The following is a 26,473-nucleotide window of genomic DNA, read 5'->3' as shown; positions in this document are numbered from 1 at the left end:
GGTCCGGTCACGGACCAGAGGAAGGGACTTATCGGCCGACGCACGCCGCTCACCGCGGCGAGTCGTCGACCTGCCCTAACAGGCCTCGCCGCGGCAGGTAATGAGTACGAGCACCTGGCGCATTTGTCGTTACGATACCTGAGGCATCTCGTTGGATGTCCTAGTATCTCACATGCTGAGACAACAAAAGGCCGCCACCCCTGAGGGCGGCGGCCTTCCGCGAGACGGGCGGGTCAGTCCTGCAGGTCCACCGAGCGGCCGCTCTCCGCGCCGATCTCGGACACGATCTGCTCGGACACGTCAGCCGGGATGGCCGAGTCGACGGTCAGCGCGATGAGGGCCTTGCCGCCCTTGGTGGAACGGGCCACCTGCATCGAGGCGATGTTGACGTTGTGCTCGCCGAGCAGGCGGCCGACCACGCCGACGATGCCGGGCCGGTCGGTGTAGGTGAAGAACGCCAGGTGAGCCGTCGGCTCGATCTCCATCTCGTAGCCGTTGACCTCGACGATCTTCGTGATCTGGCGAGGGCCGGACAGCGTGCCGGAGACCGAGACCTGGCGGCCGTCGGCGAGCACGCCGCGCACGGTCACCACGTTGCGCCAGTCAGGGCTCTCCGAGCTGGTCACCAGCTCGACGGCGATGCCCCGGTCCTTGGCCAGCAGCGGCGCGTTGACGTAGGTGACCTGCTCCTCGATCACGTCGGCGAAGACGCCCTTGAGGGCGGCCAGCTCGATCACCCGCACGTCCTGCGAGGCGATCTCGCCGCGCACCTCGATGTCGAGCTTGGTGGCGACCTCGCCGGCCAGCGCGGTGAACACCCGGCCCAGCTTCTCCGCCAGCGGCAGGCCCGGCTTGACCTCCTCGGCCACCGCGCCGCCCTGGACGTTGACCGCGTCCGGCACGAACTCGCCGGCCAGCGCCAGCTTCACGCTCCGCGCGACCTGGGTGCCGGCCTTCTCCTGCGCCTCGTGCGTGGAGGCGCCCAGGTGCGGCGTGACGACGACCTGGTCGAGCTCGAACAGCGGGCTGTCGACGCACGGCTCCTTGGAGAACACGTCGAGGCCCGCGCCCGCGACGCGGCCCTCCTTGATGGCCGAGTAGAGCGCGGCCTCGTCCACGATGCCGCCGCGGGCGACGTTGACGATGCGGACGTTCGGCTTGACCTTGTGCAGCTCCGCGTCACCGATCAGCCCGAGCGTCTCCTTGGACTTGGGCAGGTGCACGGTGATGAAGTCGGCCTGCTTGAGCACCTCGTCGAGGCTGAGCAGCTTGACGCCCATCTGCGCGGCACGGGCCGGCGGCAGGTAGGGGTCGTAGGCGATCAGCTCGACACCGAACGGCTGCAGCCGCTGCGCCACCAGCTGCCCGATCTTGCCCAGGCCGAGGATGCCGATGACCTTCTCGTCGAGCTCGACCCCGGTGTACTTGGAACGCTTCCACTCCCCGTTCTTCAGCGCGGCGTGGGCCTGAGCCGTGTTGCGCGCGCTGGCCAGGATGAGAGCGACGGTCTGCTCGGCGGCGCTGGTGATGTTGGAGGTCGGCGCGTTGACCACCATGACGCCCGCCTTCGTGGCGGCCTCGACGTCGACGTTGTCGAGTCCGACGCCGGCGCGGGCGACCACCCGCAGCTTGGGCGCCGCGGCGATGGCCTCGGCGTCGACCTGCGTGGCGGAGCGAACGATCAGCGCGTCCACCTCGGCGAGAGCGGGCAGCAGCTGGGAACGGTCGGCGCCGTCGGTGTGGCGGACCTCGAAATCAGCACCGAGCACGGCGAGGCCAGCCTCGGACAGTTCCTCTGCGACCAGAACGACGGGCTTGTTCACGGGTGTGGATCCTTAGGGGCTCTGCGACGGGTCTTCGGGGAACACGTCCATGGGTCCCCCGGCTGTCCCACCGAGTCTATCCGCCGCTTGTGAACGTGTTCACGAGGGACCCACGATGTGAGACAGCCCAGCCCGTACCCACCGGGTCGGAAACTCATCCACATCGCGCCCATCTTTGTCTTGATCGGAAGATTTCTTGCCCATTACCCTGATAAGCCGTGGCCAACTACCTATGGTTCGTCATATGAGCATCGGGAATCCTGCGCTTGCCGACGTGCTCGCTCAGCATGGCACTCCCCACCGTCTGCTGAGCGCTCTCGCCGATGGCGGTGTCCTGGTGGCAGTGCGACCAGATCGTTCGGTCGTCCTCGGGACGACCCAAGCCGGTGACCGCGTGTTGCTGGGCTACACCAGCCCGGCTACCTACGCCAGGCACCGTGGCAGTCATTCCCTGTCGGCCTGCGACGCCGACACCATCCTGGACATCCAGCGCGTCACGGGCGTGCGGGAGATCGTGATCGACGCGGCCGGACCAGCCGCCGCGGCCGTGCCCATCGACGATCTCCAGCGCTTCCTCACCACGACGCGCACGGGGCCCACGCCCGTCCTGTCGGGGGCGGTGCCCGCCGCCTACGCGACGGGCGCGATGGCCACCGTGTCGCGCGGGGCCACGCTGGCCCAGGTGGCCCCTCCGGCTCCGCAGGCACCGGCCATCCCATGGGTGCCCGCGCCGCGGCCCCACCTGTCGGGGCCGATGCAGCAGGTGGATCCGGGCTACCGGCGGTGCACGCACCCGATCCTGCCCGCCCTGCGCAAGGCGATCGGACAGCTGCTCATGGACTTCCCGCTGGTGCACCACGTCTGGATCTCCGAGGCCCGCACCGCGTCCGGAGTGCCGGGGATCATGCTGCATGTGAAGACGCACATGTCGGCCGCCGAGGACGTCGTACGCGACCTGCACCGCCTGGTGCGCGCGCGGCTGCCGCAGTTCGCGGCCAGTGGCGCGCCCATCCTCATGGCCAGGGTGGCGGACGCGCGCAGCGAGCGCCGGATGATCGAGATCGGCGCTCACGTGGTGTGCGCCGATGTGTGCGACTGACGAACCGCGTTCATGAACGCACCGGCGGGGAGCACGCCCGCGGTTTCCAGGGGCGTGCGCCTCGGTTATGGCGTGGGTTCCTTCTGCACGGCCACGGTCAACGCCGTGCCCGGGCTGCTGCTGCTCTACTACATGACCAATTTCCTCGCCGTGCCCGCGTGGCTGGCCGGCGTCGTGGTCACCGCGCCCAAGGTCTGGGACCTGGTCGTCAATCCGATGGTGGGGCGCTGGTCGGACCGCACCGTCTCGCGGTGGGGTCCGCGACGGCCTTGGCTGCTGGCCGGGGCGTGCACGCTGCCGGCCGCGTTCTTCCTGGTGTTCGCGGGGCCGCCGCTGACAGGGGTTCCGGCCGCCGCGTACGTGGGCGTGTGCTTCCTGGCGACGGCGACGGCGTACGCGTTGTTCGAGGTCCCGTACAAGGCGATGCCCGGCGAGATGACACACGACTACCACGAGCGCACGTCGCTGCTGCAGTGGCGGATGGTGTTCATCGCAGCGGCGACCGCGGTCAGCGGCGTGCTCGCGCCGGCCATCGCCACCAGCGAGGGCGAGGACGGCACGCTGGGCAGCTACCGGTTGATGGCGGCCACGATCGCCATCATCATGCTCGCCGCCATGCTGGGCTCCTTCTTCGGCACCGCCCGCGCCCCCATGACCGGCGCCCCCGAGGCGGATCACGGCGGGTGGCGGGAGCAGTTCGCGGCGATCAAGGGCAACTCGGCGTTCCTGTGGCTGACCGTGCTGTCCTGCACGCAAATGCTGGCCGTGAGCATGATGCTGGCCGGGGCGCCGTACTTCGCGACCTACACCATCGGCTCCTCCAAGGCCACGCAGACGCTCTTCGCCGCGCTGGTGGGCCCGATGCTGCTGACGATGCCGCTGTGGGTGCGGCTGTCCAGGCGGTTCGGCAAACGCGGCGCGATGCTCATGGGCACGCTGCTGTTCGGGTGCGGCACGACGGCCACCATGGCGACGCCGCTGTTCGGCGCGGTGTGGGCGCATGTGACGGTCGCGCTCGTGGGCGTCGGGTACGCGGGGCTGCAACTGCTGCAGTTCTCCATGCTGGCGGACGTGATCGCGGCGGACGCGGCGCGGACGGGCAAGCGCCGGGCGGGTGTGCTGACCGGGCTGTGGACGGCCATCGAGAGCGCGGTCAGCTCGTCCGGCGCGCTGATCTTCGGGGTGATCCTCTCGATCGGCGGCTTCATCGAGTCCGAGCCGAGCAGGCCGGTCCAGCAACCGGACAGCGCGGTGACCGCGGTGCTCATAGGGCTGACCGCGGTCCCCGCGCTGATCATCTTCGCGTCGGTGCTGATGGTGCTGAAGTACCGCCTCACGCCACCCGTCGTGCCAGTGCCAGACGCGTCCGCGTGAACGCCCCGGTCACGAGCGCCGCCAGCAGCGGCAGCCCGATCACGAGGCCGGCCAGGAACACCCAGGGAATGTCGATCGTGGTGGTGCCGGGGTCGAAGAAGGCCGCCCCCGGCGCCCGGTCACGCATCCGGGTCATCGGCCAGGTGAGCGCGATGCCGCTGACCACGCCGCCGGCCAGCCCCGCCACGGCGCCGAGTCCCGAGATGTACGCGGCCTGGGCCGCCACCACGAGCCTGCGGACCAGCGGCGCCCCGCCGACCGCCGACATGGTGTCGAGATCCCTCCGCATGTCCGCCGCCGCCAGGCCGGTGGCCGCGAACGTGCCGCCGAGCACCAGGACGACCGCCGCGCCGAGCAGCATCAGCAGCATGCCCGCGACGGACTCGTCGGCGCGCTGCTCCACGTCGACGAAGGCGCCACCGCCCACGACCACGAGATCGCGCTCCAGACGCTCCACGTCGGCGGGCACCTGGGAGGCGTAGACCACGCGCTCGGCCGGCGTGAAGCCGGCGGCCGTCACGGCCGAGGCCGGGATCAGAGCACCGGTCTGCGCGTGCTCGGCCGCGCTCGCCACCACGGCCGGCACCGTGAACCGCTTGGGCTTCGTGCTGCCGTCCGGGTCCCATGACCGGCTCATCAGCTCGATCACGCCGCCCCGCACCAGCCCTGCGTCGAACGCCACAGCCTTGCCCGCGCGCAACGCCGCGGCGGCCTGCGGGTCGTGGCGTCCTTGGAGGAGCGCGAGCAAGCGCTCGTCGCCGATCGGCAGGGACAGGCGGTGGCTGTCGGGCGGGACGCAGGGTCTTTTCTCCCCGCACGCCCTGGGATCCCATGCGACGGTCAGGTCCACGTCCTCCCCTTGCCCGTCCTTCGCCCTCAGCCCGGAGACCAGATCCACGCCGGGCAGCGCCTGCTCGGCCGCCGCCCGGATCGCGGACCACGCTTGATCGTCCACGTCGTACCTGCCGATGGAGAGGGTTCCCGCGGGCAACACGGTGTTCCTGTTCGCCTCGCGCTCGGCGTAAGAGCTGCTGAGACCGATGCCGAGGGTGACCGCCACCATGGTGGCCGCCATGACCGCCGCGGCGGCGGAGGCTGTGCGGACACGATGGCGGGAGCCGTCCCGTACGGACAGCCGTAGCGGGAGCGGCAGCCGCGCCGCGAGCCGTCCCGTGGTCCGCACCAGCCACGGCATCAGCGCGACGAGGCCGAGCACGAGGACCGCCCCGGAAGCCGCGACGGAGAGCACGCCATGGCGGACGGCGAGGAAACTCCCGCCGATCCCCAGCGCCACCAGCACCGCTGCGAGCACGGGACGGCCCGCCCGCGCGTGTGCGTCCACGGCGGCGCGCCCCGCCAAGACGTGCACCGGGCTCTGCCGGCTCGCCTGCACCGCCGGCACCAGCGCCGCGGTCACCCCGCTCACCACGCCGAGCGAGGCGACACCGAGCACCTGCCACCACGGGACGTCCACCGGACCGTGCGTCCAGTCCAGCGCGCGGGCCGCGATCGACTCCGCCAGCGCGCCCGCCCCGATGCCGAGCACGGCGCCGAGGAGCGCGGCCGCGCCGCCCAGCACGAGCCCGTCGGCCAGCACGATCGTCCGGAGTTGCGGGCCGGAGGCGCCCTGGGCCGCGATCACCGCCAGCTCCCTGCGCCTGCGCCGCAGCCCGACCGCGAACGACGGCCCGGCCAGCAGCACGGTCTCCGTGACGATGAGCACGACTGCGATGCCGAGCGCGGCCAGAGTGCGTACGGGGCCGTCCGGGTGGAAGTTCTCTTGCCTGAGCTGGGCGGCCGTCGGGTTCTCGATCACGGCACGGGAGATGACGCCCAGCCCCGCCTTGTTCAGCCGCCGCACATCGGCCCACTGGACGGGAGCGGAGGTGTCGGCCAGCCAGCCGCTGCTGTTGCCGTCGTTCTGGTGCGGGAGCAGCCCCTCCGGCAGGGCGACCATCTCGCGCAGCCCGGGACGGTTCGGGTGCTCGACGACGCCCACCACGCGCACGGTCCGGTCCGGCCGCCACACCTTGATCGTGTCGCCGAGGTGGACGCCTCGGCCGATCATCTCGGGAGACACCGCGACCTCGCCGGGCGCGGCGGGCAGCCTGCCCTCGACGAGACGGCGCATCCCGCCGGCCATCGGGTCACGCAGGTCGACCTCGAACACGTCCACACGGTCGTAGCCGTCCGCCAAGCGGGCCTCCACAACGTTGCTCTGGTAGCGGAGCAGGCGGCCCTGGAGCAGCGTGTTGATCTCCGCCGGTGTCCAGGCCCGGTCAGAGCGCCGCGCTTCGCGCTGGCTCGGGCTCTGGCCGGCGCGGTCCTGCCTCACCGGAGTGCGGAACGGGAGGGTGACGACGCGCGCGTCGGCCGTCCCCAGCATCGAGTCCAATTTGTCGCGCGGCGTGATGTCCGTGGTGGCGGAGCTGGTGAGCACCGCCGTGATGACCAGCACGGGCAGGCCGATCATCACCATGATCAGCGCGGTGCGGCCTTTGAAGCGCAGCGCGTCCCTGCGCGAGATCCGCAACGCGGCGCGGAACGCGCTCATCGGGCGCTCTCCAGGCGCACGGCGTTCGCCTCGGCGATCAGTCCGTCACGCAGGTAGACCACGCGGTCGGCCCAGGCCGCGTAGCGCGGCTCGTGGGTGACGAGCAGCACCGCCACGCCCTCGTCGCAGTGGGAACGCATCAGTTGCAGGATCTCGTCGCCGGTCGCGGTGTCAAGCGCGCCGGTCGGCTCGTCGGCCAGCAGCAACCGCCGCTCGCCCGTCAGCGCCCTGGCGATGGCCACGCGCTGGCGCTGCCCGCCGGACAGCTCCTCGGGGAAACGGTCGGCGACCTCCTCGGCTCCCACGTCGGCCAGCGCGGCCAGTGCCTCGGCGCGGGCCCGGCCCGACCGTACGCCGTCCAATTCCCTGGGCAGCATCACGTTCTCGGCGGCCGTCAGGGACGGGATCAGGTTGAGGTCCTGGAAGACGTACCCGACGCTGCGGCGCCTGAGCGCCGCCAGGTCCTTCACGGCGGCGAGGTCGCGGCCCTCGATCGTCACGCTGCCGGAGGTGGGCCGGTCGAGGCCGCCGGCCAGGTTGAGCAGGGTCGACTTGCCCGAGCCCGACGGGCCCATGACAGCCACCAACTCGCCGCTCGACACCTCCAGGCTCACGCCCCGCAGCGCGCGCACCGAGCCGTGCTCGCGGGTCACATCGCGCAAACTACTCACCACGGTCATGCTTCTTCTCCTTGGAAACGGCCTCGCAGTGGTCCAGCCAGCGCTGCTCCGCCTCGGCCTTGAAAATCAGCGAATCGAGGACCAGCCGCTGTGCCAGCCCTCCGGTGGCGGCCCGCTTGGCCTGGGTGAGGTCCTGCAAGGCGCGCATGGTGGCCATGCGCTGGGTGAGGATGACCTCGGCCACGTCGACGTCCGCGCCGGCCACGGCCATCGCGATCTTGATGGCCAGTTCGTCCCGAGGCCGGTCGTCCTGGGCGACGGGGGTGCTGAACCATCGCTCCAGCTCCGTACGACCGGCCTCGGTGATCGTGTAGACCGCCCGGCCCTGCTCGTCCGCGCCGCCCGGCGCGACCAGGCCGTCGCGCTCGAGCCGCGAGAGCGTCGTATAGACCTGGCCGATGTTGAGCGGCCAGGTCGCCCCCGTCGACGCCTCGAATTCCACGCGCAACTGGTAGCCGTAACGCGGTCCCCTGCTCAGCAACGCGAGCAGTCCGTGTCTGATCGACATGGATACTGAGTATGCATACCGAGTATGCCCTTCGCAACTGATCCGCGTTTTCTGGACAGGGGGCGAGGTTCGGGCCGATACTCGCTACATGAGCTCGACCCATCCGCCCTTTCGCGCATCCGACGGGGAACGTGACCGTGCGATCGACGAGCTCAAGCACCGCGCCGTAGAGGGCCGGATCTCCCATGACACCTTCGTGGGGCGCGTGGACCAAGTGCTGCGGGCCCGCAACAGGTGGGAGCTCGACGAGCTGGTCGCCGACTTACCGAAACGCCCGACGATCAGGCAGCGGCTGACCGACGCGGTGGCCTCTGTTTCCGAGTTCACCACCAAGCTGCAGTCCGCCTGGCGACGGCCGCGCCTGCCCCGGCTGGCACTGCCCGACGACGACCGGTTGCGTTATGTGGTGGGGCGGGGGTCGGCGTGCGATCTCGTGTTGTCCGACCTGACGGTGTCGCGGGTCCACGCCGAGCTGCGGCGGGATGACGATGGCGGGTGGATGCTCGTCGACCTGGGATCACTCAACGGCACGCGGCTGAACGGGTGGCGGCTCGTGGGGCCCGCCCGGGTCAGGTCCGGCGATGAGATCTCCTTCGGCGACTGCGGATTCCTCCTGACCTCCGGACAGCCATCCGCCTGAGGGACGGCGACTGGGGCGGAAATACGGATATTTGCGGATTGCAGGATGGCGGGGCTGGTTCATGATCTGATCGATCCCTCAGCCCTTTGGAGACCCCATGCGGCGCACCTCAGCATCCCTCGTCGCGGGCGCGCTCGTCGCCGCCCTCGCGTGGGCGTCCAGCCCCACCTCACCCGCCGTCGCCGTCGACCCCTCGGCCGGAGTGGCCGACCTGGCCCAGGACATCAACCAGATCCTCAGCGACTCGCGGCTCACGATCGCCAGAGCGGGCGTCGTGGTCAAGAGCGCCGCAACCGGCGAGGAGCTCTACTCCACCGACGCCGGCAAGCTGCTCATCCCCGCGTCCAACACCAAGCTCTTCACCGCGGCCGCGGCGGCGGAGACGCTCGGCCTCGATTACCGCTTCTCCACCTCCGTGCTGAACACCGGCCGCAGAGCCGGCTCGCTCCTGACCGGCGACCTGGTGCTGCGCGGCACCGGTGACCCGACCATGCTGGCCGAGGACTACGACGCGCTGGCCGCGAAGGTCGCGGCGGAGGGCATCAAGGTCGTCACCGGCAAGCTGGTGGCCGACGACACGTGGTTCGACTCCCAGCGGCTCGGCAACGACTGGTCGTGGGACGACGAGACCGCCTACTACGCGGCGCCCATCTCCGCGCTGACCGCCTCACCGGACCGGGACTACGACGCGGGCTCGGTGGTCGTGGCCGTGGCCGCCGACGGCGACCAGGTCAAGGTGACCACGACGCCGGAGACCGACTATCTGAAGATCGTCAACAAGGCCACCGTGGGCACGCGGACCGACGTGCTCATCGAGCGGCAGCACGGCACCCGGACGGTCGTGATCACCGGTACGGTGGCGACCCCGTACCAGGAGTGGGTGGCCGTGGACGACCCCACCGCGTACGTCTCCTCGCTGTTCCGCAAGTCGCTGGCCAAGCACGGCGTCAAGGTGCTCGGCCCGACCGTGGCCGCGGCGACCCCGCAAGGGGCGACGGAGTTGGCCGCGCACGAGTCGATGACGCTGGGCGAGCTGCTGGTGCCGTTCATGAAGCTCAGCAACAACATCCACGCCGAGATCCTCACCAAGGCCATGGGCCGCAAGGTCGCCGGCCAGGGCACGTGGTCGGCCGGGCTCAAGGTCAGCACCGACTTCGCCAAGGCGAACGGCGTCCAGGTGATCAACATGCGGGACGGCTCCGGGTTGTCGCGCCGCGACGGGTTCTCGCCCGGCTCGATCGCGCAGCTGCTGACCGCCGTACGCGGCAAGCCGTGGTTCCCCACCTGGTACGCGTCGCTCCCCATCGCCGGCAACGCCGACCACTTCGTGGGCGGCACGCTGCGCAGCCGGATGCGTAACACGCCGGCCGCGAACAACGTCCACGCCAAGACCGGCTCGCTGACCGGGGTGACGTCGTTGTCCGGGTACGTCACGAGCGCCGACGGCGAGCCGCTGATCTTCTCGATCATGCTGAACCAGTACCTGTCGGGCTCGCCGAAGGACATCGAGGACAAGATCGCGATCCGGCTCGCCCAGTTCTCCCGCACCACCCCGGTCAACACCACGGCCCAGCTGCGCTCGGCGGGTGACGCCCCGGCAGGCGACCTCGAGTGCTCGTGGCTGAAGCCCGCACAGTGCTAGCCGCCCGTCGCGGCCCCCTGACGCCCAGGGGGCCGCGATGGTTTACCGGGCTCAGCACGGCACCTGATCACGATTCGGCTACTTGGAGCTCCAGGTATGCCATGGCTTTTCAGGACATGGCGGACTTAGGAGGACCAGAATGCGGATTCGACGCAATGTCGAGCCCGTAGTCGGAGGACAAAAATGCGCAGACCGCTCCAGGTCTTGGCCTGTGCCGGGAGTCTGGCGGCATTGAGCTTCCCTGCACCCGCCGAAGCTCGCGCGGCGGCCGCTCAACCCCAGGCCACCCAGCAGGCGTGCCGGGTCGCCGCGGTCAAACCGGTCGTCTCCAAGGGCAAGGTGCGGGGCACGGCCGTCCGGACCGGCTGCGCCGACCAGGCCCGCCTCCGGGTACGCATCACGGTGGCCGTCACCGGCCCCGACCGCATCGTCAAGAGCGGCTCCCGGATCATCGGCAACGGCCGGATCACCGCCGGCGCCACGTGCACCGCCACCGCGCGCCGTTACTACGTCGTCGCGCTCGACACGCAGGGCCGGGTCGACACGTCCGGCTCCGTGAAGCTGTCGTGCGGGCGCCCGGCCGCGAGCCGGAGCTTCGCCTCGGCGGAGACCGCGGTCGTCAAGCTCACCAACGACGCTCGCGCCAAGAACGGCTGCCGCCCTCTGATCCACGATCGCAAGCTCCACCTGGCCGCCGAACGCCACTCGGCGGACATGGCCGCCAACAACTACTTCGACCACGACTCGCGCGACGGCCGCACGTTCGACCGGCGCATCAGGGCGGCGGGCTTCGCCTTCACCAGGGCGGGCGAGAACATCGCCAAGGGCCAGCCCACCGCCGCAGCGGTGGTCCGGGCCTGGCTCAACAGCCCCGGACACCGGGCCAACATCATGAACTGTGCCTTCACCCACATCGGCGTCGGGCACAACACCAAGGGCCCGACCTGGACCCAGGACTTCGGAACCCACTGAGAGCCACGGGAGCGCAGGGCTTTCACCGGCCACACCCCAAGCCGGTTTCCCACCGCACGCCCACAGCGCTCCCCTTCCAGCGGGCCCGGCCGCGCCTCCCCCGCACACAGGACCGCGGCCGGGCCCGCACGTCCACCTCACCGCTTGGAGTCCGGTCCGACGGCGTTCGGGTACGAGCCCTGAACACGGCGAAGGGGGCCCGCCCCAGAAGACGGGTCCCCTTCATACGCGCTGAGTCAGCTGCTGCTCAGGATGGAGATGGGAAGGTTCCTGAGGAGATTGGACAAGACGTCCAGCTTGACGAGGTTGCTCTCCTGACCGAAGTTGTTCCTTTCGCCAACGTAGGTCATCCCCTCCCCGTTCCCGGTGTTGTCCAGGTCCGGCAGGATGTTCGCCTGGACCGACTCGGCGGTGACGGCGGGTGTCGCAGCTAGCGCGGAGCCGCCGAACGCGAGCATCCCGCCGACGAGACCGAGCAGGACGAGCCCTTGTCTGTACATGGTCGAATCTCCTTGATACCTCTCGACTACTCTCCGTAGCTATCGCGAGAAGATCTGCCCTACGCCCTCTTTCAACAAACCACCCGCATTCCTCTCTTGACCTGCGGAAACACGCCAACTGGGGGAAGAGGTGCCAAAGATCATCCTTCTTGGCGCATATATGCGCTCGGATGAGGAAGACCCCCCGCTTTCATGACCGCCGGATGACCCTCGATCGCTAGGGCAGGGTGAGGACCACCGGGCCGCCGGCGGTGACGGCGACCGTGTGCTCGACGTGCACGCTCCTGCTGCCGTCCGCCGAGCACACCGACCAGCCGTCATCGGCCATGTAGTAGTCGTCGCCGCCCCCGGCCATCAGGCTCGGCTCGATCGCGATCACCAGGCCGGGTCGCAGCAGCAGGCCCCGTCCCCCGCGGGCCTCGTTGGGCACGAACGGCGACTCGTGCATGGCCCGCCCGATGCCGTGGCCGCCGAAGTCGTTCTGCATGCCGTAGCCGGCGCCGCGGCCGACCATGGACATGGCGTGGCCGATGTCGCCCATCCTGCCGCCGGGCACGGCCGCCTCGATGCCGGCGGCGAGTGTCTCCTCGGCCACCTTGATCAGTTTCAGGTCCTCCGCGCGCGGCCGGCCGACCGTGAAACTCACCGTGCCGTCGGCGTGCCACCCGTCCACGTACGCGCCGCAGTCCACACTGAGCAGGTCGCCGTCACGCAGCCGGTACGGCGTCGGCAGGCCGTGCAGCATGACCCCGTTCACGGAGGTGCAGATCACGCCCGGGTACGGGGTGGCGCCGAACGCCGGGTGATACCCCAGGAACGACGCCCCCGCCCGCGCCTCCTCGATGACCGTCCGCGCCACCTCGTCGAGCCGCGCCAGCGACACCCCGACGGCGGCCTGCTCCCGCACCGCGGCATGGACGGCCGCGACCACCCGTCCCGCCTCGCGCATCGCGGCGATCTCCCCCGCACTCTTCAGCTCGATCACGACCCCTCCCCCTATCCGGCGATAACTATACCGGTATTATTATCGCCAGACCGTGGCCGTGTCCATTCAATCGAATCCTCGCCTGCCCGGGGTCCAGCAGCCTGGATCGTGCGTGCCTCGCCGGCGAGATAGGCGTGGCCGGGTCGTGGGCCGCACGCCGGACCTGCCGTTCGACTGGCGCGGCCCGGTCACGTGAGGACGCGGACCAGGAAGTCGCGGATGAGGGGGACGATCTCGCCGAGGTTGGTCTCCAGCGCCCAGTGACCGGCGTCGAGCACATGCAGCTCGGCGTCCGGCAGATCACGCAGGTACGCCCTCGCGGCGCCCTCGGGCATGTAGCCGTCGTGCGGGCCCCACACGATCAACGTCGGCGGACGGTGCTCGCGCAGGTACGCCTGCTGTTTCGGGAACCATCCGAGCGTGGTCGCCTGGTCTTCGAAGAGCCCGACGACGTTCTCGCGGCGCTGCGGCGTGTCCATCAGCGCCCAGTGCAGTTTCCACAGGTCCGGGCTCACCCGGACGGCCAGGTGCTCGGGCAGCTCGCCGGCGAACTCGTCACGGAAGCCGTCCTCCGTGACGTTGGCGGCCAGCTTCGCCCTCCCCTCCGGCGTCGGGTGCGCCCAGAACTCCTTCAGCCACCCATACTTCGGCCCCAGCTCGTCCTCATAGATGTCGCCGTTCTGGATGACGAGCGCGGTGACCCGCTCGGGGGCGCGCATGGCGAGGCGGAGCCCGAACTGGGAGCCGTAGTCATGCAGGTAGATGGCGTATCGGGACAGTCCCATGGTCCGCGTGAAACGGTCCAGGAAGTCGGCGTAGCCGTCGAAGGTGTACGAGAAGGCGGTGCGGTCGGGCGTTCCGCTGTAGCCGAAGCCCGGCAGGTCGGGTGCGATCAACCGCCAGCGGTCGCCGAGTGCGGGCAAGAGGTTGCGGAATTCGTACGAAGAGCAGGGGTAACCGTGCGGCAGCAGGAAGACCGGCGCGTCCGGCGGCCCGGCCGCGCGGTAGAAGATCTCGATCCCGTCGACGTCGATCGTCCTGTGCGCGACCGGTGCCATGATGCTTGTGGTCATGGCGTACGCACCTGCCCACCATGACCGGGAGCTATCTAATTCCAGACCCCCGGAACACCGGCGGGAACCTCATCCTTGACTTCACTCTGGTCGATCACGTCCCCCCGCAGAGGAAGCAGAACGGTGACCTGACGCCCCCAGTCCATGAACCTGGTCTCCGACTCGACCTGCACCGAGCCCTTGTCGCCCACAGGCAGCACACCCTTGGCGGACACCCGCTGGACCAGGCCGTTGCCACCGACCCAGATCGTGTAGGAGATCTTGCCGACCCGGTCCTTCTTCGAGGGCGTCCCGAACCGCCCGGCAAAGGCGTCGGACACCGAGGCGAGCTTCTTGGTCGTGATCGCCCCCTTCACCACGCCGTCACGCGCGGAGGTGCGCTCGGCCAGCAGCGTCTTGAGCGTGGCCGGCTCCAACAGCTCGATCAACAGATTGCTGGCAGGCCCCGCCACTGCTCCATAGCCCACCCAGCTCGCGTCGGCCCGCCGCAACGCCGTCTCCACCACCGGCCCGGAGACATAGCTCACGTCCCCAGACGAGATCATCCTGGTGGACGACTGCTGCAGCGCCTCGGTCTCCTCCGGCTTCGCCTTCATCATCCTGCGCAGCAGATCCGCGCTGTAGCGCAGGGTGTGGGCCACATCGGAGGCGAGCACGCCACGCGTGCCGAACCCGATCGTGCCATCGAGCTCGGACGTGGCGACCTGGCCTGGCGAGTACGTCACCTTCGCCGTGGCCAGCACATTGACGGCCTTGCCCGGCGCCAGCTCGGCCTTGAGCGCCTTCACCGGGTCGATCTTGGGCGCCGCCTGCGCGGGGGCGGCCGCTAAGGCCAGGCCCGCTACCACGGCGGCACCGACGATTGTTCGCTTCATTCGCGTTTCCTTGGGACGGTCCAAAGGGACGCGAACAATCTTGTGCATCTAAGATCGTGAGTCAACTTGTTCGAGCAAAGCGATATCAGCCCGCCCGAACGCCGCTCAACCCGATGTGAGTGAGCGCCCCTCGACGAGAGAGGCGGTCCAGGGGTCGGCAACAGTTGTTCTTTGAGTGTGCGTAAGTGTGCACGGAATCACGAGGGCTGATGCCGGAGTGTGGGCCGTGAACCTCATGGGTTGGTCGAGACCGCGGGGTGCGCCGGCGAGCGTGACGGCCACGGCCACATGGGGCGCAAGGGCTTGCGTTTCGCTCACATGTTCTACCCATCGGTGCCATATTCTGCCGCTCGGTCAACGGTTGAGCCCGCATCGTGCTGGGGGCCGCGGCGCATGGCTGAGCAGTTGCGGCCGATCGAAGCGCCGTTCGTCGCGGCCGCTCCCTGCGGTGTGGCGGTCCGTGACCGGCTTAGGGGGCTGACCGCCCAGGACGAGACGGTGCTCCGGCTGGTGGGGGCGCATCTCGGTGCTCTGGCATCGAAGGACCTCGCGGTGCGCTGCCGGGATGGGCTGGCGCACGACGCGGACCGGTGGGCGGAACGGAAGCGGGAACTGACCGCGGCCTCGTCGGCACAGTGGGCCGGGACGTCGCATGATCAGTGGGCGCTGGCCCGCCGCTGCCAGCTCGCGCACATTCAGAGCCTCGAGGCCGGGATCGCGACGATCATGCGCCGGCTGTCAGTGCCGGTGGGGCAGAAGGCCACCAAGGACGCCCCGGCAGGGTACCGCTCGCGCACGGAGTGGTTCGCCAAGTCCCGCCGCTTGCGGGTGCTTCAAGACCGGCTGGCCGCCGTGCGGGCCGACTGGCAGGCCGGGCGGGTGCACATCGTGCGGGGCGGCAAACGGCTGGCCGGCAACCGGCACCATCTGGAGGCCGCGCAGCTCGACGAGGCCGGATGGCGTGAACGGTGGGAGGCCGCGCGCTGGTTCCTGCGAGCCGACGGGGAGTCCGGCAAGCGGTACGGCAACGAGACCATCCGCGTCACCCCTGACGGTGAGGTGTCGCTCAAGCTGCCCGCCCCGCTGGCCCATCTGGCCAACGCCTCGCACGGCCGGTATGTGCTGTCGGCCCGGGTACGGTTCGCCCACCGGCGCGTCGAGTGGGCCGACCGGGTGCAGGCGAATCGGGCGGTGGCCTACCGCATCCACCTGGACGCCGACCGGGGCCGCTGGTACCTGACCGCGTCCTGGCAGCTTCCGCCCACCCCCGCCATCCCCTTGCCGGCGGCGCTGGCCCACGGGGTGATCGGGATGGACACCAACGCCGACCACCTGGCTGCCTGGCATCTGGATGTGCATGGCAACCCGATCGGCCGGCCGCGCCGCTTCCCCTTTGCCCTGTCGGGCACCGCCGAGCACCGCGACGCCCAAGCGCGGCACGCACTGACACAACTGCTGGCCTGGGCGAAGGCGTGCGGGGTGACCGCGATCGCGATCGAGAATCTGGATTTCGCGGCAGAGAAGACCCGGGAGAAGCATGGCCGCCACAAATGGTTCCGGCAGCTCATCTCCGGCATGCCCACCGGTCGGCTGCGCGCCCGGCTGGTCTCGATGGCCGCCGCCGCGGGCATCGCGATCATCGCGGTGGATCCGGCGTACACCAGCAAGTGGGGTGCCCAGCACTGGCAGGCCCCACTGACAAGAACGAACAAGAAGAATCAGACGACGACTCGCCACGACGCGGCTGCCGTGGCGATCGGCAGACGCGCCCAGGGGCATGCGATCCGGCGACGGACGGCACCGCCCCCGCACGACCGGAGGGATCGTGCGGGGCATCGGACCGTCCAGGCCGGACCGGATGTTTCTGGGGGTGAGGGACCCCGTCCCCGCATTCCCGGACCACGCACCGGATGCGTGCCGCCCGGATGTGGCGAGAACGCGGGCGACCAGTGTGCCCAACACCGTTCGGGGCATGCGGCTGAGCATGAGCAACTCATGCTCAGTCCCTAGGAACGGTTCAGGACTCGCGCTTGGGGATGATCCGCTTGACGGCGAGACCCGCGGAGACGACCGTGAAGATCGCCAGCCCGATCCAGATCGCATTGAATCCGGCGAATGGAGCGGACACGAGACCCCCGAAACCGGCCGCCACACCCCCGATCGGCACATTGTTGTACATGCTCACCATTTCCTTTCTCTGTGCCAGGCCGCCTCCCAAAAGGCCTTCGCCTGGACGATCTGCAGGAACACGTCGAAGACCATCTCCACGAACAGCAACCCGGCCAGGAGCATCTGCCGGGGACCGCGGGCGCGTACGGTCACGACGCGTTCGACCATGAAGACCACGGTGATGGCGGCCCACACGGGCTGGATCAGCAGGCCACCCGTCACCGCGATGGACCACGCGACGGTCCCCAGGTAGAGGAAGACGACCACGACGCCGATGAGCGAGAGCACCTGCCGTCCCCAGTAGGGCCGGGTCACCTTCGTCCATCCGTAGTCGGTCAGGTTCTCCAGCGCGCCGCGCTTCCAGCGCAACCGCTGGCGGAAGAGCTCGCGCCAGGTGGGCATGACCTCGGTGGTCAGCGTGCATTCGCTGGGCGCCAGGATGCGCAGGCGCAGGTGAAGGATGGCCAGCGTCAGCTCGTTGTCCTCGGTGAGGACGCGCACGTCGTACACGTGGCCCGCGCCGGGCAGGCGACCGGCTCGCCGCGCGGCGACGACCTGTTGCAACGTGAGCGCGCGGAAGAGGGTGGCGGTCCCGGTCAGCACGAGCGCCTTGCCCTGGAGCCGGCGGACGTCGCGTGCGTAGCGGACGTACTCGTTGCGCTGGAGCATGCCGACGAACCCGCCGCCGTCCTTGCCGGTGAAGGTGCCGCCGACGGCGGCGTAGCGGCCGCCGCTCAGGTATTCGAGCCCGGCCTGGACGAAGCCCCGGTCCAGCGCCGAGTCGGCGTCCATGACGAGGATCGCGTCGTCGGGACCGAGGAAGTGCAGCAGCCGGTCGAGCACCTGGTTGAGCGCGCCGGCCTTCTTGTGCGCATTGCCCACGGTCTCGTACACCTCGGCGCCACAAGCGCGGGCGATGTGGGCGGTGGCGTCGAGGCAGTTGTCGGCGATCACGATGACGCGATCCGGCGACCGGGTCTGCAAGCGCAGCGAGTCGATGCTCTCGGCGATCTGCTCGGCCTCGTTGTGGGCGGGGATCAGCGCCGTTACACGCATCCGGTCGATCGGCGTCCAGGGCAGACTTGTCTTGCCATCGTCACGGTGCGACGTCGGTCGCGGTCGCGCGACGGCCCGCTGAGGGGTCACGTGGGCGCTTTCAGGCGAAGTGGGGTGATGAGACGGAACTATCGCCTGATGGAGCAAATGCCCAGGTCAGCGAGCAAAAGGCAATCTACCACAGCATTTGCCCTGCTTTGACACCTCGAGAGGCCCTATCGGCTCGTATACAGTTGCCTCTCACGAATGCCGCTTGTCTCCCTTTTGATCCGGGCTAGGTGCCCTTTGTCCAAACCTCGTGCCCGCCGTGGCGTCGTGCTGCCCGCCCTCGCCGCCGGGCTCGGCGCCGCCGCTCTGATCGCGATGTCGTCGTGGCCCCGGTCCGCGGCGCCCGCCGTCCCGGCTCCCGCGCCCGCCACCGCCGCCACCGTTCCGGCGGCCGCGACTCCGCGGGTCCCGGCCTCGCCCCCGTTGCACGTGGAGATTCCTGGGATCGGCGTACGGGCGAAGGTCATGAACCTGGGTCTCGGCTCCGACGGCACGCTGGAGGTCCCGCCCCTGTCGAAGGCCGAGCAGACGGGCTGGTACGAGCGGGGCGCGGCCCCAGGAACCGCCGGCGCCACCGTGATCGTCGGCCACGTGGACACCGCCGACGGCCCGGCCGTCTTCTACCGGCTCGGCGAGCTGCGCCCGGGCGATCGCGTACGGGTGACGCGTGCCGACGGCAGGGTCGCCACGTTCCGGGTCGACGCGCTGGAGTCGGTCCGCAAGGATGCCTTCCCCACTCAGCGCGTCTACGGCGACGTGGCGTACCCGGCCATCCGGCTGATCACCTGCGGCGGCGACTTCGACCGCACGAGCGGCCACTATCGGAACAACACCATCGCCTACGGCCACCTCGTCTCGATCACCTGAGGCCCGCCGTCGCGGCGCGGCGCCAGGCGGCGTCGCGAAGCAGGCGCAGGCCGTTGAGGCCGACGATGACGGTGGAGCCCTCGTGCCCGGCCACGCCGAGCGGCAGGGGCAGCTCGCCGAACAGGTCCCAGGCCACCAGCACGGCGATGAAGGTCCCGGCAATGGCGAGGTTGGCGATGACCAGGCGGCGGGCGCGCCGCGCCAGGGAGAGCACGGCCGGTACGGCGGCCAGCTCGTCCCGCGTGATGACCGCGTCGGCCGTGTCCAGGGCGAGATCGGAGCCGGCCCGGCCCATCGCGATGCCGGTGTGGGCCGAGGCCAGCGCGGGGGCGTCGTTGACACCGTCGCCCACGAGCGCCACCCGTGCGCCCCGTTCCTGGAGCTCGCGCACCGCGGTCACCTTGTGCTCGGGTAGCAGGCCGGCGTACACGTCGTCGATCCCGACGTGGGCGGCCACCCGGCCGGCCGCGCGCGGGTTGTCGCCGGTCAGCAGCACCGGCGGGGCCTCGGTCACGGCCTTCAGGTGGGCGACGGCCGCGGCCGCGCCGGGCCGCGTGCGGTCGGCGAGGGCCAGCACGGCGACGGGCACACCGTCCACGCGCATCACCACGGCACTGTGCCCACCGTCCTCCAGCTCGCCGACCACCGAGCTCCACCCGCCAAGGCCGTCCTCCAGCTCGCCGACCACCTCGCCGACCTGCCGGTTCCCAGGAGGGGCAGGCGGCAGGAGCGCGGCGGGGCTGCCGATCTCGACCAGCTTCCCGTCGACGCGCGCCCGTACGCCGGTCCCCGGCACCGCCTCGAACGACTCCGCCGCGGGCCAGGCCAGACCCGCCTCGCGAGCCGCCTGGACGACGGCGCGGCCGAGCGGGTGCTCCGACCCCTCCTCGGCCGCCGCGGCCAGCGCGAGGACGCCCTCGCGCGTGCCGGACAGTACGCGGACCTCGGCCAGGTAGGGCCGCCCCTCGGTCAGCGTGCCGGTCTTGTCGAAGGCGACCTGGGTGACCGCGGCCAGCTGCTCCATGACCACGGCGGACTTGACAAGCACGCCGTTGCGCCCCGCGGTGGCGATGGCGGCCAGCAGCGGCGGCATGGTCGCCAGCACCACGGCGCAGGGCGAGGCCACGATCATGAAGGTCATCGCCCGCAGCAGGCTCTCCTGGAGCGGCACGCCCCACAACAGCGGCACGGTGAACAACGCGATGGTCGCGGCGACCATGGCGACGGAGTAGCGCTGCTCGACCTTCTCGATGAACAGCTGAGCGCGTGCTTTCGTGGCGCCGGCCTGCTCCACCATGGCCACGATCCGGGCGATCACCGTCCCCGCCGCCGGCCGCGTCACCCGTACCCGCAGGACGCCCACGCCGTTGAGGGTGCCGGCGAACACCTCGTCGCCGGGTCGCTTGTCCACCGGCAGGCTCTCGCCGGTGATGGTGGCCTGGTCGACGTCGCTGGCGCCGGCCACGACCTCGCCGTCGGCGCCGATCCGCTCTCCCGGGCGCACCAAGATGATCTCGCCGACCTCCAGGCCGGCGGTGTCGACGAGCTCCTCGCCGCCGGTGTCCGTCACGCGGGTGGCCTGCTCGGGGGCCAGGTCCAGGAGCCCGCGTACGGAGTCCTCGGTGCGTTTGGTGGCGACGGCCTCCAGCGCGCCGGAGGTGGCGAAGATGACGATGAGCAGCGCGCCGTCGAAGACCTGCCCGATCGCGGCGGCCCCGATCGCCGCCACCACCATCAGCAGATCGACGTCCAGCGTCTTGTCCCGCAGCGCCCGCAGTCCGGCCAGCCCGGGCTCCCAGCCTCCGGCGGCGTAGCAGGCGAGATAGAGCGCCCACCAGATCCACGACGGCACCCCGGCCAATTGCGCGGCGCCTCCGGCCGCGAACAGCGCGGTGGCGGCCACCGCCCAGCGGACCTCGGGCAACGATCCCGCCCCGGTCCGCCACCACGTCACGGCCCCGGCCGGCGGCGCGACCTCAGCAGGGCGCGTTCTCAGCTCTGTAGTCACCGTGGCATCGTACATGCGCATTCACGCAGATACGCAAATAAGGGGGTCGACGGCTATGCTGGCGGCATGCACACGTCACTGCCCGACTTCGACATGCCGAACGAGGAACAGGTGCACCTGGCGGCGGAGTCGTTCCGTCTGCTCTCCGACCCGACCCGCATCAAGATCCTGTGGGCGCTGCTGCAGGGCGAGTCGTCCGTCGCCTGCCTGGCCGAGCTCGCCGACGCCGCCCCCACCGCCGTCAGCCAGCACCTGGCCAAGCTGCGCCTGGCCGGGCTGGTCAAGGGGCGGCGCGAGGGGACGTTCGTGTATTACCGCGCGGCGGACGAGCACGTACGCCGTCTCCTGACCGAGGGCCTCTTCCACGCCGACCACCTCGACCGGCCCGCCCTTGAAAGCGATCAGCATGCTGTCGCCGAGCCGGGCCGCACCGCGTAGCGGCGGGCCGCCGCTACGCGGTGGACCTTTATGGATGTACTTCGCGAAGAGCCAGCACTCGATCGAGCAGGACCAGGAGCGCCGCGACGAAGAGTGCCACCGGCAGGTGAACCAGCCGCAGCCCTAGGCCGGGAGGCGGGGCGCTCCCGGCCACGGCGACGCACGCCACCGCGATCACGGCGGCCCGCCCGATCTTCGCCGGCGTCACCGGGCTCTCCTCATCCAGGCAGCCGCACGGCACCCTGCCCTTCTTGCGGAGCACCAGCGCCAGATATCCGGCCAGGAACGCGTACCAGACCGCCCCGGCCAGGAAGGGCAGCAGCCATCCCGCAAGCCACGAAACGGACATGGACAGGCCCACGACCAGCTCGATGGGCTCGGCGAGCCTGGCCGACGCGGGCGGCAGGATGCCGTGCGCGGAGACCGTACGAGTCAGGCTCCCGCCGCCGGCCAGGCGGCGCAGCGAGGCGTAGAGCAGCAGCATCGCACCCGCCAGCGCCAGCCCGGCACACAGAGCGTTGAGCACGGCCACTGTCACATCACCACGATGAGCAGCGACAACAGGAAGCCGACCGCGCACAGGCGGCCCACCCATACGATCGACCGCAACATCGCGTTGTCCCATTGCCGGGGATCGTCGCTCAGCGCGCGAGCAGTCGGCATGAGCGCACGCCCCAGTCCGAACCCGATCCCGACCAGCAGCCCCTGACCGATCCCGCCCACGAGGACGGTGACCAGGACCAGCAGGTGAGGCAGGGCGGTCGGGGTGAAGGTCCGCACACCGGTGCCCATCTCGAAGCCGAACTGCAGAGGACCGTCGAAGCTACCGTGGTTGACGACCTCCTGCGGCACGAGCCGCCGGTTCTGCGGCAACGAGAGCGGCCTCCCGGCCAGTTCGAAGGCCAGGATCACAGCAGCGACCGGAACGAGCACCCAGAGGCGCACCGTCAGGGGCAGCACGGCGGCCAGACCGCCGACGATCCCCACGACGAGACCGGAGACCAGCGCGCCGAGCATCAGCCCGATGACGAACGCGCCCAGCTTGCCTCGCCAGACCGACGAGGTCAGCAGATCCGCTGAGTTGAGGCTTCAAACCGACCCGGACAGCGAGTACCCGGCGGTGACCCCGAGCAGGGTCCACGCCAGCACGTCGAGCGAGAGGCTCCACGTGAGGTGGCTCGCCGCCAGGGCGATCGCGCAAACCGCCAGGCCGAGCGCGATCGGGGACGCCTGGAGCGCGCGCTTCATCAGGGATTCGACCAGGAGCAGATGTAGGTGCTGGTACCACCGCAGGTCGCGACCTTGCCGTCGGCGCACCGGTACGGCGTGCCGCTGTGGGTCCAGCGCCACGCGTTCCTGTTGCTGTAGCTGCCCTCACCGCAGATGGAGATCGGGTAGCTGTTGTAGCAGGTGCCGCTCGACCTGATGAACCAGCCGTCGGAGCCGCAGTAACTCCTGCTGTAGGTGAAGCCGACGCAGGCTTTGGTGTTGTTGTTGTAACCGGAATAGTTGTTGTAGCCGGCGCAGTTGAGATGCTCGGTGCCCACTGCCGCGCTCGCGCTCTTCGGCCGGCCCGGCGGGAGCGCGCTGACGACGTTGAGGGCGAGGGCGCCGCCCAGCGCCACGATGGACTTCATCATCGTTCTGCGCGATGGGACGAGCGTGCCGAGCCCGGCCCGCTTGGCAGGCTCATCGTCCACTGACGGGACGCCATCCCAGTAACGTGCGACGTCGGTCATCCAGCTCACCTCACTTCGATAGGTTCTTGTGCGGACACGCCGAGGTAGGTGTCCAGGTCTTCGTCGGAGCCGACTGCCCGCCGCCACTCCTCCGTGCCGTCGGCGGCGTACTTCACCAGCGATGGCGTGGCACCGACCGCGACCGTGCCGAGCAGGTCGGCGTCGATGATCGCCGTCACGTCCGTGCTCGCCACCCAGTCGGCGCATCCCGGGGTCGCGGCGAGCAGGACCAAGTGCCCCTGTACGGCGGAGCCGGGGGCGAGCGCCAGCCGCTGCGCCCGCTCGGCACAGAGGTAACACTCTTCCCGCACCACCAGCACGAAGGTCGGCAGCCCGTCGGCCGAGGCGAAGCGGGGCACCGACCGTTGCATGGTCGGAACGGGCGCGACCGAAGCCATGCCGCGGACCTCGTTCTGCAGATCGCGCACCATCTTGAGGAGCGCGGACAGGGCGAAGAGCGCGATCACGGTACCGAGCAGGGCCAGGACCGCGATGGTGTTCATGATGTTCTGCATCAGCTCAGCCCGCAGCTCACCGATTCGACCACGCCGACGAACGCCGGGTCGTCCGGCTTGGCGGCCACGATCGTCGTGGCGGTGGTGTCGTTGACCACGATGGCCGAGCGCACCTTCAGATTTCCTTGCTCGTCGTACTCGTCGGAGCGCCACATGGACCCACCGCGCACGCGCTTGCCCGTACTGCGCGGCAATGCGTCCGTGACGTCGCCCTTCGGCTTGATTTGCACGGAGCACACCTGGTCGATCGTGTTGAACGCGAGCATCCGCCCATATCGCACCCGCGATCCCGGACGGGGAAGCATGGTCAGGCCGGTGGGCGAGTCCTGGATATCGAACTGGGCGAGCCAGTCCATGAAGATCTCCAGGGGGACGTTCGTCCCGCCGATGTAGGTGGCGATCTCGTGCTGCGGGCCCACCCATACGAAAGTGGTCCCGCCGATGGAAGCGTCCTCGAGCGAGAGGATCCGTCCGCCGTTGTGGGCGATCTCGCGGACCTTGTAGCGCGGCCAGTCGCCGAGCTGCTTGCCCAGGATCTCCGCCGAGCCGGCGGGCACGACCTGGGCGCGGAAGGCGCCGTCGGGACCGTGCATCCAGAAGACGTAGGCCCAGGAGTTAAGGAAGGGCAGCGAATTTCCGTCGACCACGAGGGTGCGGCCGTCCGGCGTACGATCTTTCACCTCATCGCTCCTCTGTGTGGTTGGTGCTCATCCGCAGTGGCCCCACGGGCTCAGGCTCGAGAACCTCTGGCCGCCCCGGTCGGAGGCCGTGCCGCCGAACTGGACGCACTTGCCTCGGGCGTACGCCCGGACCGGACCCGCGTACTCGAAGAAATTGCCGTTGTTTCGGTGGATCGTGGACGATCCGCTGACCTGCAGCCGCGCCTCGGTGAACGTGGCCACGGAGAGGTCGGTCTTCTTCATCGTGACCACGCAGTTGTAGCCGTTGCCGCTGTTGTACAGCAGGTACACCGTGGCCCAGAGCTTCCCGGTGGAGATGGGCAGCGAGTCGACGACGGAGTAGCCGGATCCGCAGACACCTTGTGGGGTTGCCGCGTTGGCGGGAGAGGCCGTCAGCAGGACGGAGGCGGCCAGGGCCACCGATGCAGCGAGCGATAGCGAGCGCATGGGACTGACGATCAAGCCAGATCAATCAACGATCAAGAGGATTCCGCGCAGAAAAATCGGACGATCGACCACATATGGTGCGCGGAAAGCCTCCGGAAGGATTCCGGAAAGGGCCCCTACCGCAAAGATCGACCGATCCGTATGATCGTCGTCAAGATCGGGGAGGTGACGGTTGCGCAACGTCGTCGTAGGGGTGCTCGGTCCAGTCGGTCTGGTCAGAGACGGCGCCCTCCATGCTCCACCCGCGCCGGTCCTGCGGGCGCTGCTCGGCCTGCTCGCCTCCGCCTCCACGCCCATCGCCGCTCAGGCGCTGATCGACGTGGTCTGGCGGCACGATCCGCCGCGCGACCCCAAGGGGGCTCTCTATCTCGCCGCCTGCCGCTTACGCGCCTGGCTTCGCGAGTCCGATACGGACCTCCAGCTCGTCACCGACGCCAACGGCTACTACCTCGACCTCGGCGAGAGCGCCTCCGATCTCGGCCTGTTCCGCCGGGAGGCGGCCAGGAGCGATGCCACGTTCCAGTCGCTGTCCAAGGCCCTCGGACTCTGGCGTGGCCGCCCCTTCACCAACGTGCCCGCCAGGCGCGTCGACACCCGCCTCGTCAAGGTGCTCCTCACCGAGCGCGACGCCGTGATCCGGCGCTCCGCGCAGGTCGCGCTCGACGAGGGACGCCCCGCCCTGGCGATCAAGCTCATCCAGCCACTCTGCCACTCCGAGTCTCTGGACGAGGCGGCGCACGCCATATTGATGACGGGTCTGACCACGCTCGGCCAGCAGGGCTCGGCCATCCAGGTGTTCGACACCATCAGGAGGCGACTGTCCACCGAACTCGGCATCGGCCCCGGAACCCAGCTCCAGCAAGCCCACACGGATTCCCTCGGCCGCAGATTGTCGCGCCCGCGCACCCGGCTGCTGGGCCGGGCGGCCGAGTGCGAACGGATAGGCGCGCTGCTGGCCGAACATCGGCTGGTGACGGTCATCGGGCCACCGGGCGTCGGCAAGACCAGGCTGACGGCGGAGATCGCGCTCACCCACCCCGGTGGCCGGTACGTGCGGCTGAGCGACTTCACCGGCGACGATGCGGCCAGGCGGATCGTGGCCAAGCACGCCGACGCCGGCGCCACGCTCCTCGCGATCGACGGCTGCGACGACCGGCTCGATCTGGTAGCGCAGCTGACACAACCGTTTCTCGCCGGCGACGACTCGACTGCGGTCCTCATTGCGGCCAATCGGCCGCTCGGGCTGTCCGGCGAGGCCACCTGGGTGACCCGGCCGCTGGACAAGGCGTCGTGCGAGAAACTGTTCCGGCTTCGCGCGACGCAGGCCGTGCCCGGACTGTCCTTCTCCCCCGACGACCAGTCGTACGTACACAGCCTCTGTGGCCAAGCGGACGGCATCCCGGCCGTCGTGGAGTTCCTCGCCTCGTTGCTGCGCGCCCTCCCCCTCGCCACGCTGGCCGCGTCAGATCTGAGCTCGCTGATGGACGCGACGGCTCCGTTCGCGAAGAGCCTCGACGCGGCGTGGGGCGAGCTGACGGAGCCCGAGCAGACCCTGCTGCTCCAGGCGGCCGCGCTGGGCCGGCAGTTCAGCCTCGAGAGCCTGACCGCTCAGCCGCTCAACGCCCTGGCCGCCCTCGTCGATCGCGGCCTGGTGCTCTCGGAAGAGACACCGGCCGGACGCCGGTACCGCCTTCTCGCGCCCATCCGGACCTTGATGCTGGCCACGTACGCCGATCGGGCACCGGGTGGGCGCGCGAACGCCCACCCGGATCGCCCGTGAA

The 26,473-nt window shown here is 70.0% G+C and carries 27 protein-coding genes; 9 read left to right on the top strand and 18 right to left on the bottom strand.

Annotated features, from left to right (window positions below; translation table 11 throughout):
* Window positions 1-233: 233 nt before the first annotated feature.
* Complete coding sequence (gene serA / locus OHA25_RS21095) at window positions 234-1,823, bottom strand: phosphoglycerate dehydrogenase (RefSeq protein WP_327589225.1); 1,590 nt, start codon at window positions 1,821-1,823, stop codon at window positions 234-236.
* A 244-nt stretch (window positions 1,824-2,067) separates the two neighbouring features.
* Here serA and OHA25_RS21090 point away from each other — a divergent pair, with 244 nt between their 5' ends.
* On the top strand, window positions 2,068-2,922 hold the full coding sequence (locus OHA25_RS21090; RefSeq protein WP_327589224.1) for a hypothetical protein: 855 nt from the start codon (window positions 2,068-2,070) through the stop codon (window positions 2,920-2,922).
* Between the two features lie 12 nt (window positions 2,923-2,934).
* The gene (locus OHA25_RS21085) at window positions 2,935-4,296 is read left to right on the top strand and encodes an MFS transporter (RefSeq protein WP_305916644.1); all 1,362 of its coding nucleotides are present in this window, start codon (window positions 2,935-2,937) and stop codon (window positions 4,294-4,296) included.
* On the opposite strand, the gene OHA25_RS21080 is transcribed toward OHA25_RS21085, so the two are convergent.
* The 3 genes from OHA25_RS21080 to OHA25_RS21070 are packed head-to-tail and all read right to left on the bottom strand — an operon-like array spanning window position 4,256 to window position 8,038.
* Window positions 4,256-6,850: an FtsX-like permease family protein gene (locus tag OHA25_RS21080; RefSeq protein ID WP_327589223.1), complete on the bottom strand. Its 2,595-nt coding sequence runs from the start codon at window positions 6,848-6,850 to the stop codon at window positions 4,256-4,258. The two genes, OHA25_RS21085 and OHA25_RS21080, sit on opposite strands and share 41 nt — an antisense overlap.
* A complete protein-coding gene (locus OHA25_RS21075; RefSeq protein WP_327589222.1) occupies window positions 6,847-7,530 on the bottom strand; it encodes an ABC transporter ATP-binding protein in 684 nt (227 codons plus the stop codon). The genes OHA25_RS21080 and OHA25_RS21075 overlap by 4 nt, the downstream gene beginning before the upstream one ends.
* A complete protein-coding gene (locus OHA25_RS21070; RefSeq protein WP_305916647.1) occupies window positions 7,514-8,038 on the bottom strand; it encodes a PadR family transcriptional regulator in 525 nt (174 codons plus the stop codon). The genes OHA25_RS21075 and OHA25_RS21070 overlap by 17 nt, the downstream gene beginning before the upstream one ends.
* An 88-nt stretch (window positions 8,039-8,126) precedes the next feature.
* Here OHA25_RS21070 and OHA25_RS21065 point away from each other — a divergent pair, with 88 nt between their 5' ends.
* From OHA25_RS21065 to OHA25_RS21055, 3 genes are all read left to right on the top strand, one after another.
* Complete coding sequence (locus OHA25_RS21065) at window positions 8,127-8,678, top strand: DUF1707 and FHA domain-containing protein (protein WP_305916648.1); 552 nt, start codon at window positions 8,127-8,129, stop codon at window positions 8,676-8,678.
* Window positions 8,679-8,775: 97 nt separating this feature from the next.
* Window positions 8,776-10,320, top strand: coding sequence for a D-alanyl-D-alanine carboxypeptidase/D-alanyl-D-alanine endopeptidase (dacB, locus tag OHA25_RS21060; RefSeq protein ID WP_327589221.1), 1,545 nt, complete (start codon window positions 8,776-8,778; stop codon window positions 10,318-10,320).
* Window positions 10,321-10,503: 183 nt separating this feature from the next.
* Complete coding sequence (locus OHA25_RS21055; protein WP_327589220.1) at window positions 10,504-11,292, top strand: CAP domain-containing protein; 789 nt, start codon at window positions 10,504-10,506, stop codon at window positions 11,290-11,292.
* A gap of 236 nt (window positions 11,293-11,528) precedes the next feature.
* On the opposite strand, the gene OHA25_RS21050 is transcribed toward OHA25_RS21055, so the two are convergent.
* The 4 genes from OHA25_RS21050 to OHA25_RS21035 all read right to left on the bottom strand — a co-directional run bounded on the left by OHA25_RS21050 (window position 11,529) and on the right by OHA25_RS21035 (window position 14,725).
* The gene (locus OHA25_RS21050) at window positions 11,529-11,792 is read right to left on the bottom strand and encodes a hypothetical protein (RefSeq protein ID WP_327589219.1); all 264 of its coding nucleotides are present in this window, start codon (window positions 11,790-11,792) and stop codon (window positions 11,529-11,531) included.
* 217 nt (window positions 11,793-12,009) lie between these two features.
* Complete coding sequence (gene map / locus OHA25_RS21045; RefSeq protein WP_327589218.1) at window positions 12,010-12,777, bottom strand: type I methionyl aminopeptidase; 768 nt, start codon at window positions 12,775-12,777, stop codon at window positions 12,010-12,012.
* 188 nt (window positions 12,778-12,965) lie between these two features.
* Window positions 12,966-13,850, bottom strand: coding sequence for an alpha/beta fold hydrolase (locus tag OHA25_RS21040; RefSeq protein WP_327589217.1), 885 nt, complete (start codon window positions 13,848-13,850; stop codon window positions 12,966-12,968).
* Between the two features lie 35 nt (window positions 13,851-13,885).
* A complete protein-coding gene (locus OHA25_RS21035; protein ID WP_327589216.1) occupies window positions 13,886-14,725 on the bottom strand; it encodes a hypothetical protein in 840 nt (279 codons plus the stop codon).
* Window positions 14,726-15,118: 393 nt separating this feature from the next.
* On the opposite strand from OHA25_RS21035, the gene OHA25_RS21030 reads away from it, so the two are divergent.
* Complete coding sequence (locus OHA25_RS21030) at window positions 15,119-16,735, top strand: transposase (protein WP_327589215.1); 1,617 nt, start codon at window positions 15,119-15,121, stop codon at window positions 16,733-16,735.
* A gap of 7 nt (window positions 16,736-16,742) precedes the next feature.
* On the opposite strand, the gene OHA25_RS21025 is transcribed toward OHA25_RS21030, so the two are convergent.
* The gene (locus OHA25_RS21025; RefSeq protein ID WP_305916655.1) at window positions 16,743-16,904 is read right to left on the bottom strand and encodes a hypothetical protein; all 162 of its coding nucleotides are present in this window, start codon (window positions 16,902-16,904) and stop codon (window positions 16,743-16,745) included.
* 2 nt (window positions 16,905-16,906) lie between these two features.
* The gene (locus tag OHA25_RS21020; RefSeq protein WP_327589214.1) at window positions 16,907-17,950 is read right to left on the bottom strand and encodes a glycosyltransferase family 2 protein; all 1,044 of its coding nucleotides are present in this window, start codon (window positions 17,948-17,950) and stop codon (window positions 16,907-16,909) included.
* 285 nt (window positions 17,951-18,235) lie between these two features.
* Between OHA25_RS21020 and OHA25_RS21015 the strand changes: the two genes are divergently transcribed.
* Window positions 18,236-18,865 carry a class F sortase gene (locus tag OHA25_RS21015; RefSeq protein ID WP_327589213.1) on the top strand — a complete coding sequence of 210 codons (630 nt, stop codon included), beginning with the start codon at window positions 18,236-18,238 and terminating at the stop codon, window positions 18,863-18,865.
* Here OHA25_RS21015 and OHA25_RS21010 read toward each other — a convergent pair.
* Window positions 18,858-20,888 (bottom strand): heavy metal translocating P-type ATPase, encoded by a 2,031-nt coding sequence (locus OHA25_RS21010; RefSeq protein ID WP_442942199.1) that lies wholly within the window; start codon window positions 20,886-20,888, stop codon window positions 18,858-18,860. The genes OHA25_RS21015 and OHA25_RS21010 overlap by 8 nt on opposite strands.
* 51 nt (window positions 20,889-20,939) lie before the next feature.
* On the opposite strand from OHA25_RS21010, the gene OHA25_RS21005 reads away from it, so the two are divergent.
* Window positions 20,940-21,311: an ArsR/SmtB family transcription factor gene (locus OHA25_RS21005; protein ID WP_327589212.1), complete on the top strand. Its 372-nt coding sequence runs from the start codon at window positions 20,940-20,942 to the stop codon at window positions 21,309-21,311.
* Between the two features lie 28 nt (window positions 21,312-21,339).
* Here OHA25_RS21005 and OHA25_RS21000 read toward each other — a convergent pair whose 3' ends face one another.
* The 7 genes from OHA25_RS21000 to OHA25_RS20970 form a co-directional block, all read right to left on the bottom strand.
* A complete protein-coding gene (locus tag OHA25_RS21000) occupies window positions 21,340-21,849 on the bottom strand; it encodes a MauE/DoxX family redox-associated membrane protein (protein WP_327589211.1) in 510 nt (169 codons plus the stop codon).
* Window positions 21,846-22,328 (bottom strand): hypothetical protein, encoded by a 483-nt coding sequence (locus OHA25_RS20995; RefSeq protein ID WP_305916660.1) that lies wholly within the window; start codon window positions 22,326-22,328, stop codon window positions 21,846-21,848. The genes OHA25_RS21000 and OHA25_RS20995 overlap by 4 nt, the downstream gene beginning before the upstream one ends.
* A 72-nt stretch (window positions 22,329-22,400) precedes the next feature.
* Window positions 22,401-22,559, bottom strand: a complete 159-nt coding sequence (locus OHA25_RS20990; RefSeq protein ID WP_305916661.1) for a hypothetical protein — start codon at window positions 22,557-22,559, stop codon at window positions 22,401-22,403.
* Window positions 22,559-23,050, bottom strand: a complete 492-nt coding sequence (locus tag OHA25_RS20985; RefSeq protein WP_327589210.1) for a hypothetical protein — start codon at window positions 23,048-23,050, stop codon at window positions 22,559-22,561. The genes OHA25_RS20990 and OHA25_RS20985 overlap by 1 nt, the downstream gene beginning before the upstream one ends.
* A 5-nt stretch (window positions 23,051-23,055) precedes the next feature.
* Window positions 23,056-23,553 carry a hypothetical protein gene (locus tag OHA25_RS20980; protein ID WP_327589209.1) on the bottom strand — a complete coding sequence of 166 codons (498 nt, stop codon included), beginning with the start codon at window positions 23,551-23,553 and terminating at the stop codon, window positions 23,056-23,058.
* Window positions 23,554-23,564: 11 nt separating this feature from the next.
* Window positions 23,565-24,245: a hypothetical protein gene (locus tag OHA25_RS20975; RefSeq protein WP_305916664.1), complete on the bottom strand. Its 681-nt coding sequence runs from the start codon at window positions 24,243-24,245 to the stop codon at window positions 23,565-23,567.
* Between the two features lie 27 nt (window positions 24,246-24,272).
* Complete coding sequence (locus OHA25_RS20970) at window positions 24,273-24,692, bottom strand: spore-associated protein A (protein WP_327589208.1); 420 nt, start codon at window positions 24,690-24,692, stop codon at window positions 24,273-24,275.
* 172 nt (window positions 24,693-24,864) lie between these two features.
* Between OHA25_RS20970 and OHA25_RS20965 the strand changes: the two genes are divergently transcribed.
* Window positions 24,865-26,472 carry an AfsR/SARP family transcriptional regulator gene (locus OHA25_RS20965; protein ID WP_327589207.1) on the top strand — a complete coding sequence of 536 codons (1,608 nt, stop codon included), beginning with the start codon at window positions 24,865-24,867 and terminating at the stop codon, window positions 26,470-26,472.
* Window position 26,473: the final 1 nt, after the last annotated feature.

The organism is Nonomuraea sp. NBC_00507, assembly GCF_036013525.1.
Classification (GTDB): domain Bacteria; phylum Actinomycetota; class Actinomycetes; order Streptosporangiales; family Streptosporangiaceae; genus Nonomuraea.
This window is presented reverse-complemented; position numbering and strand designations above follow the sequence as displayed.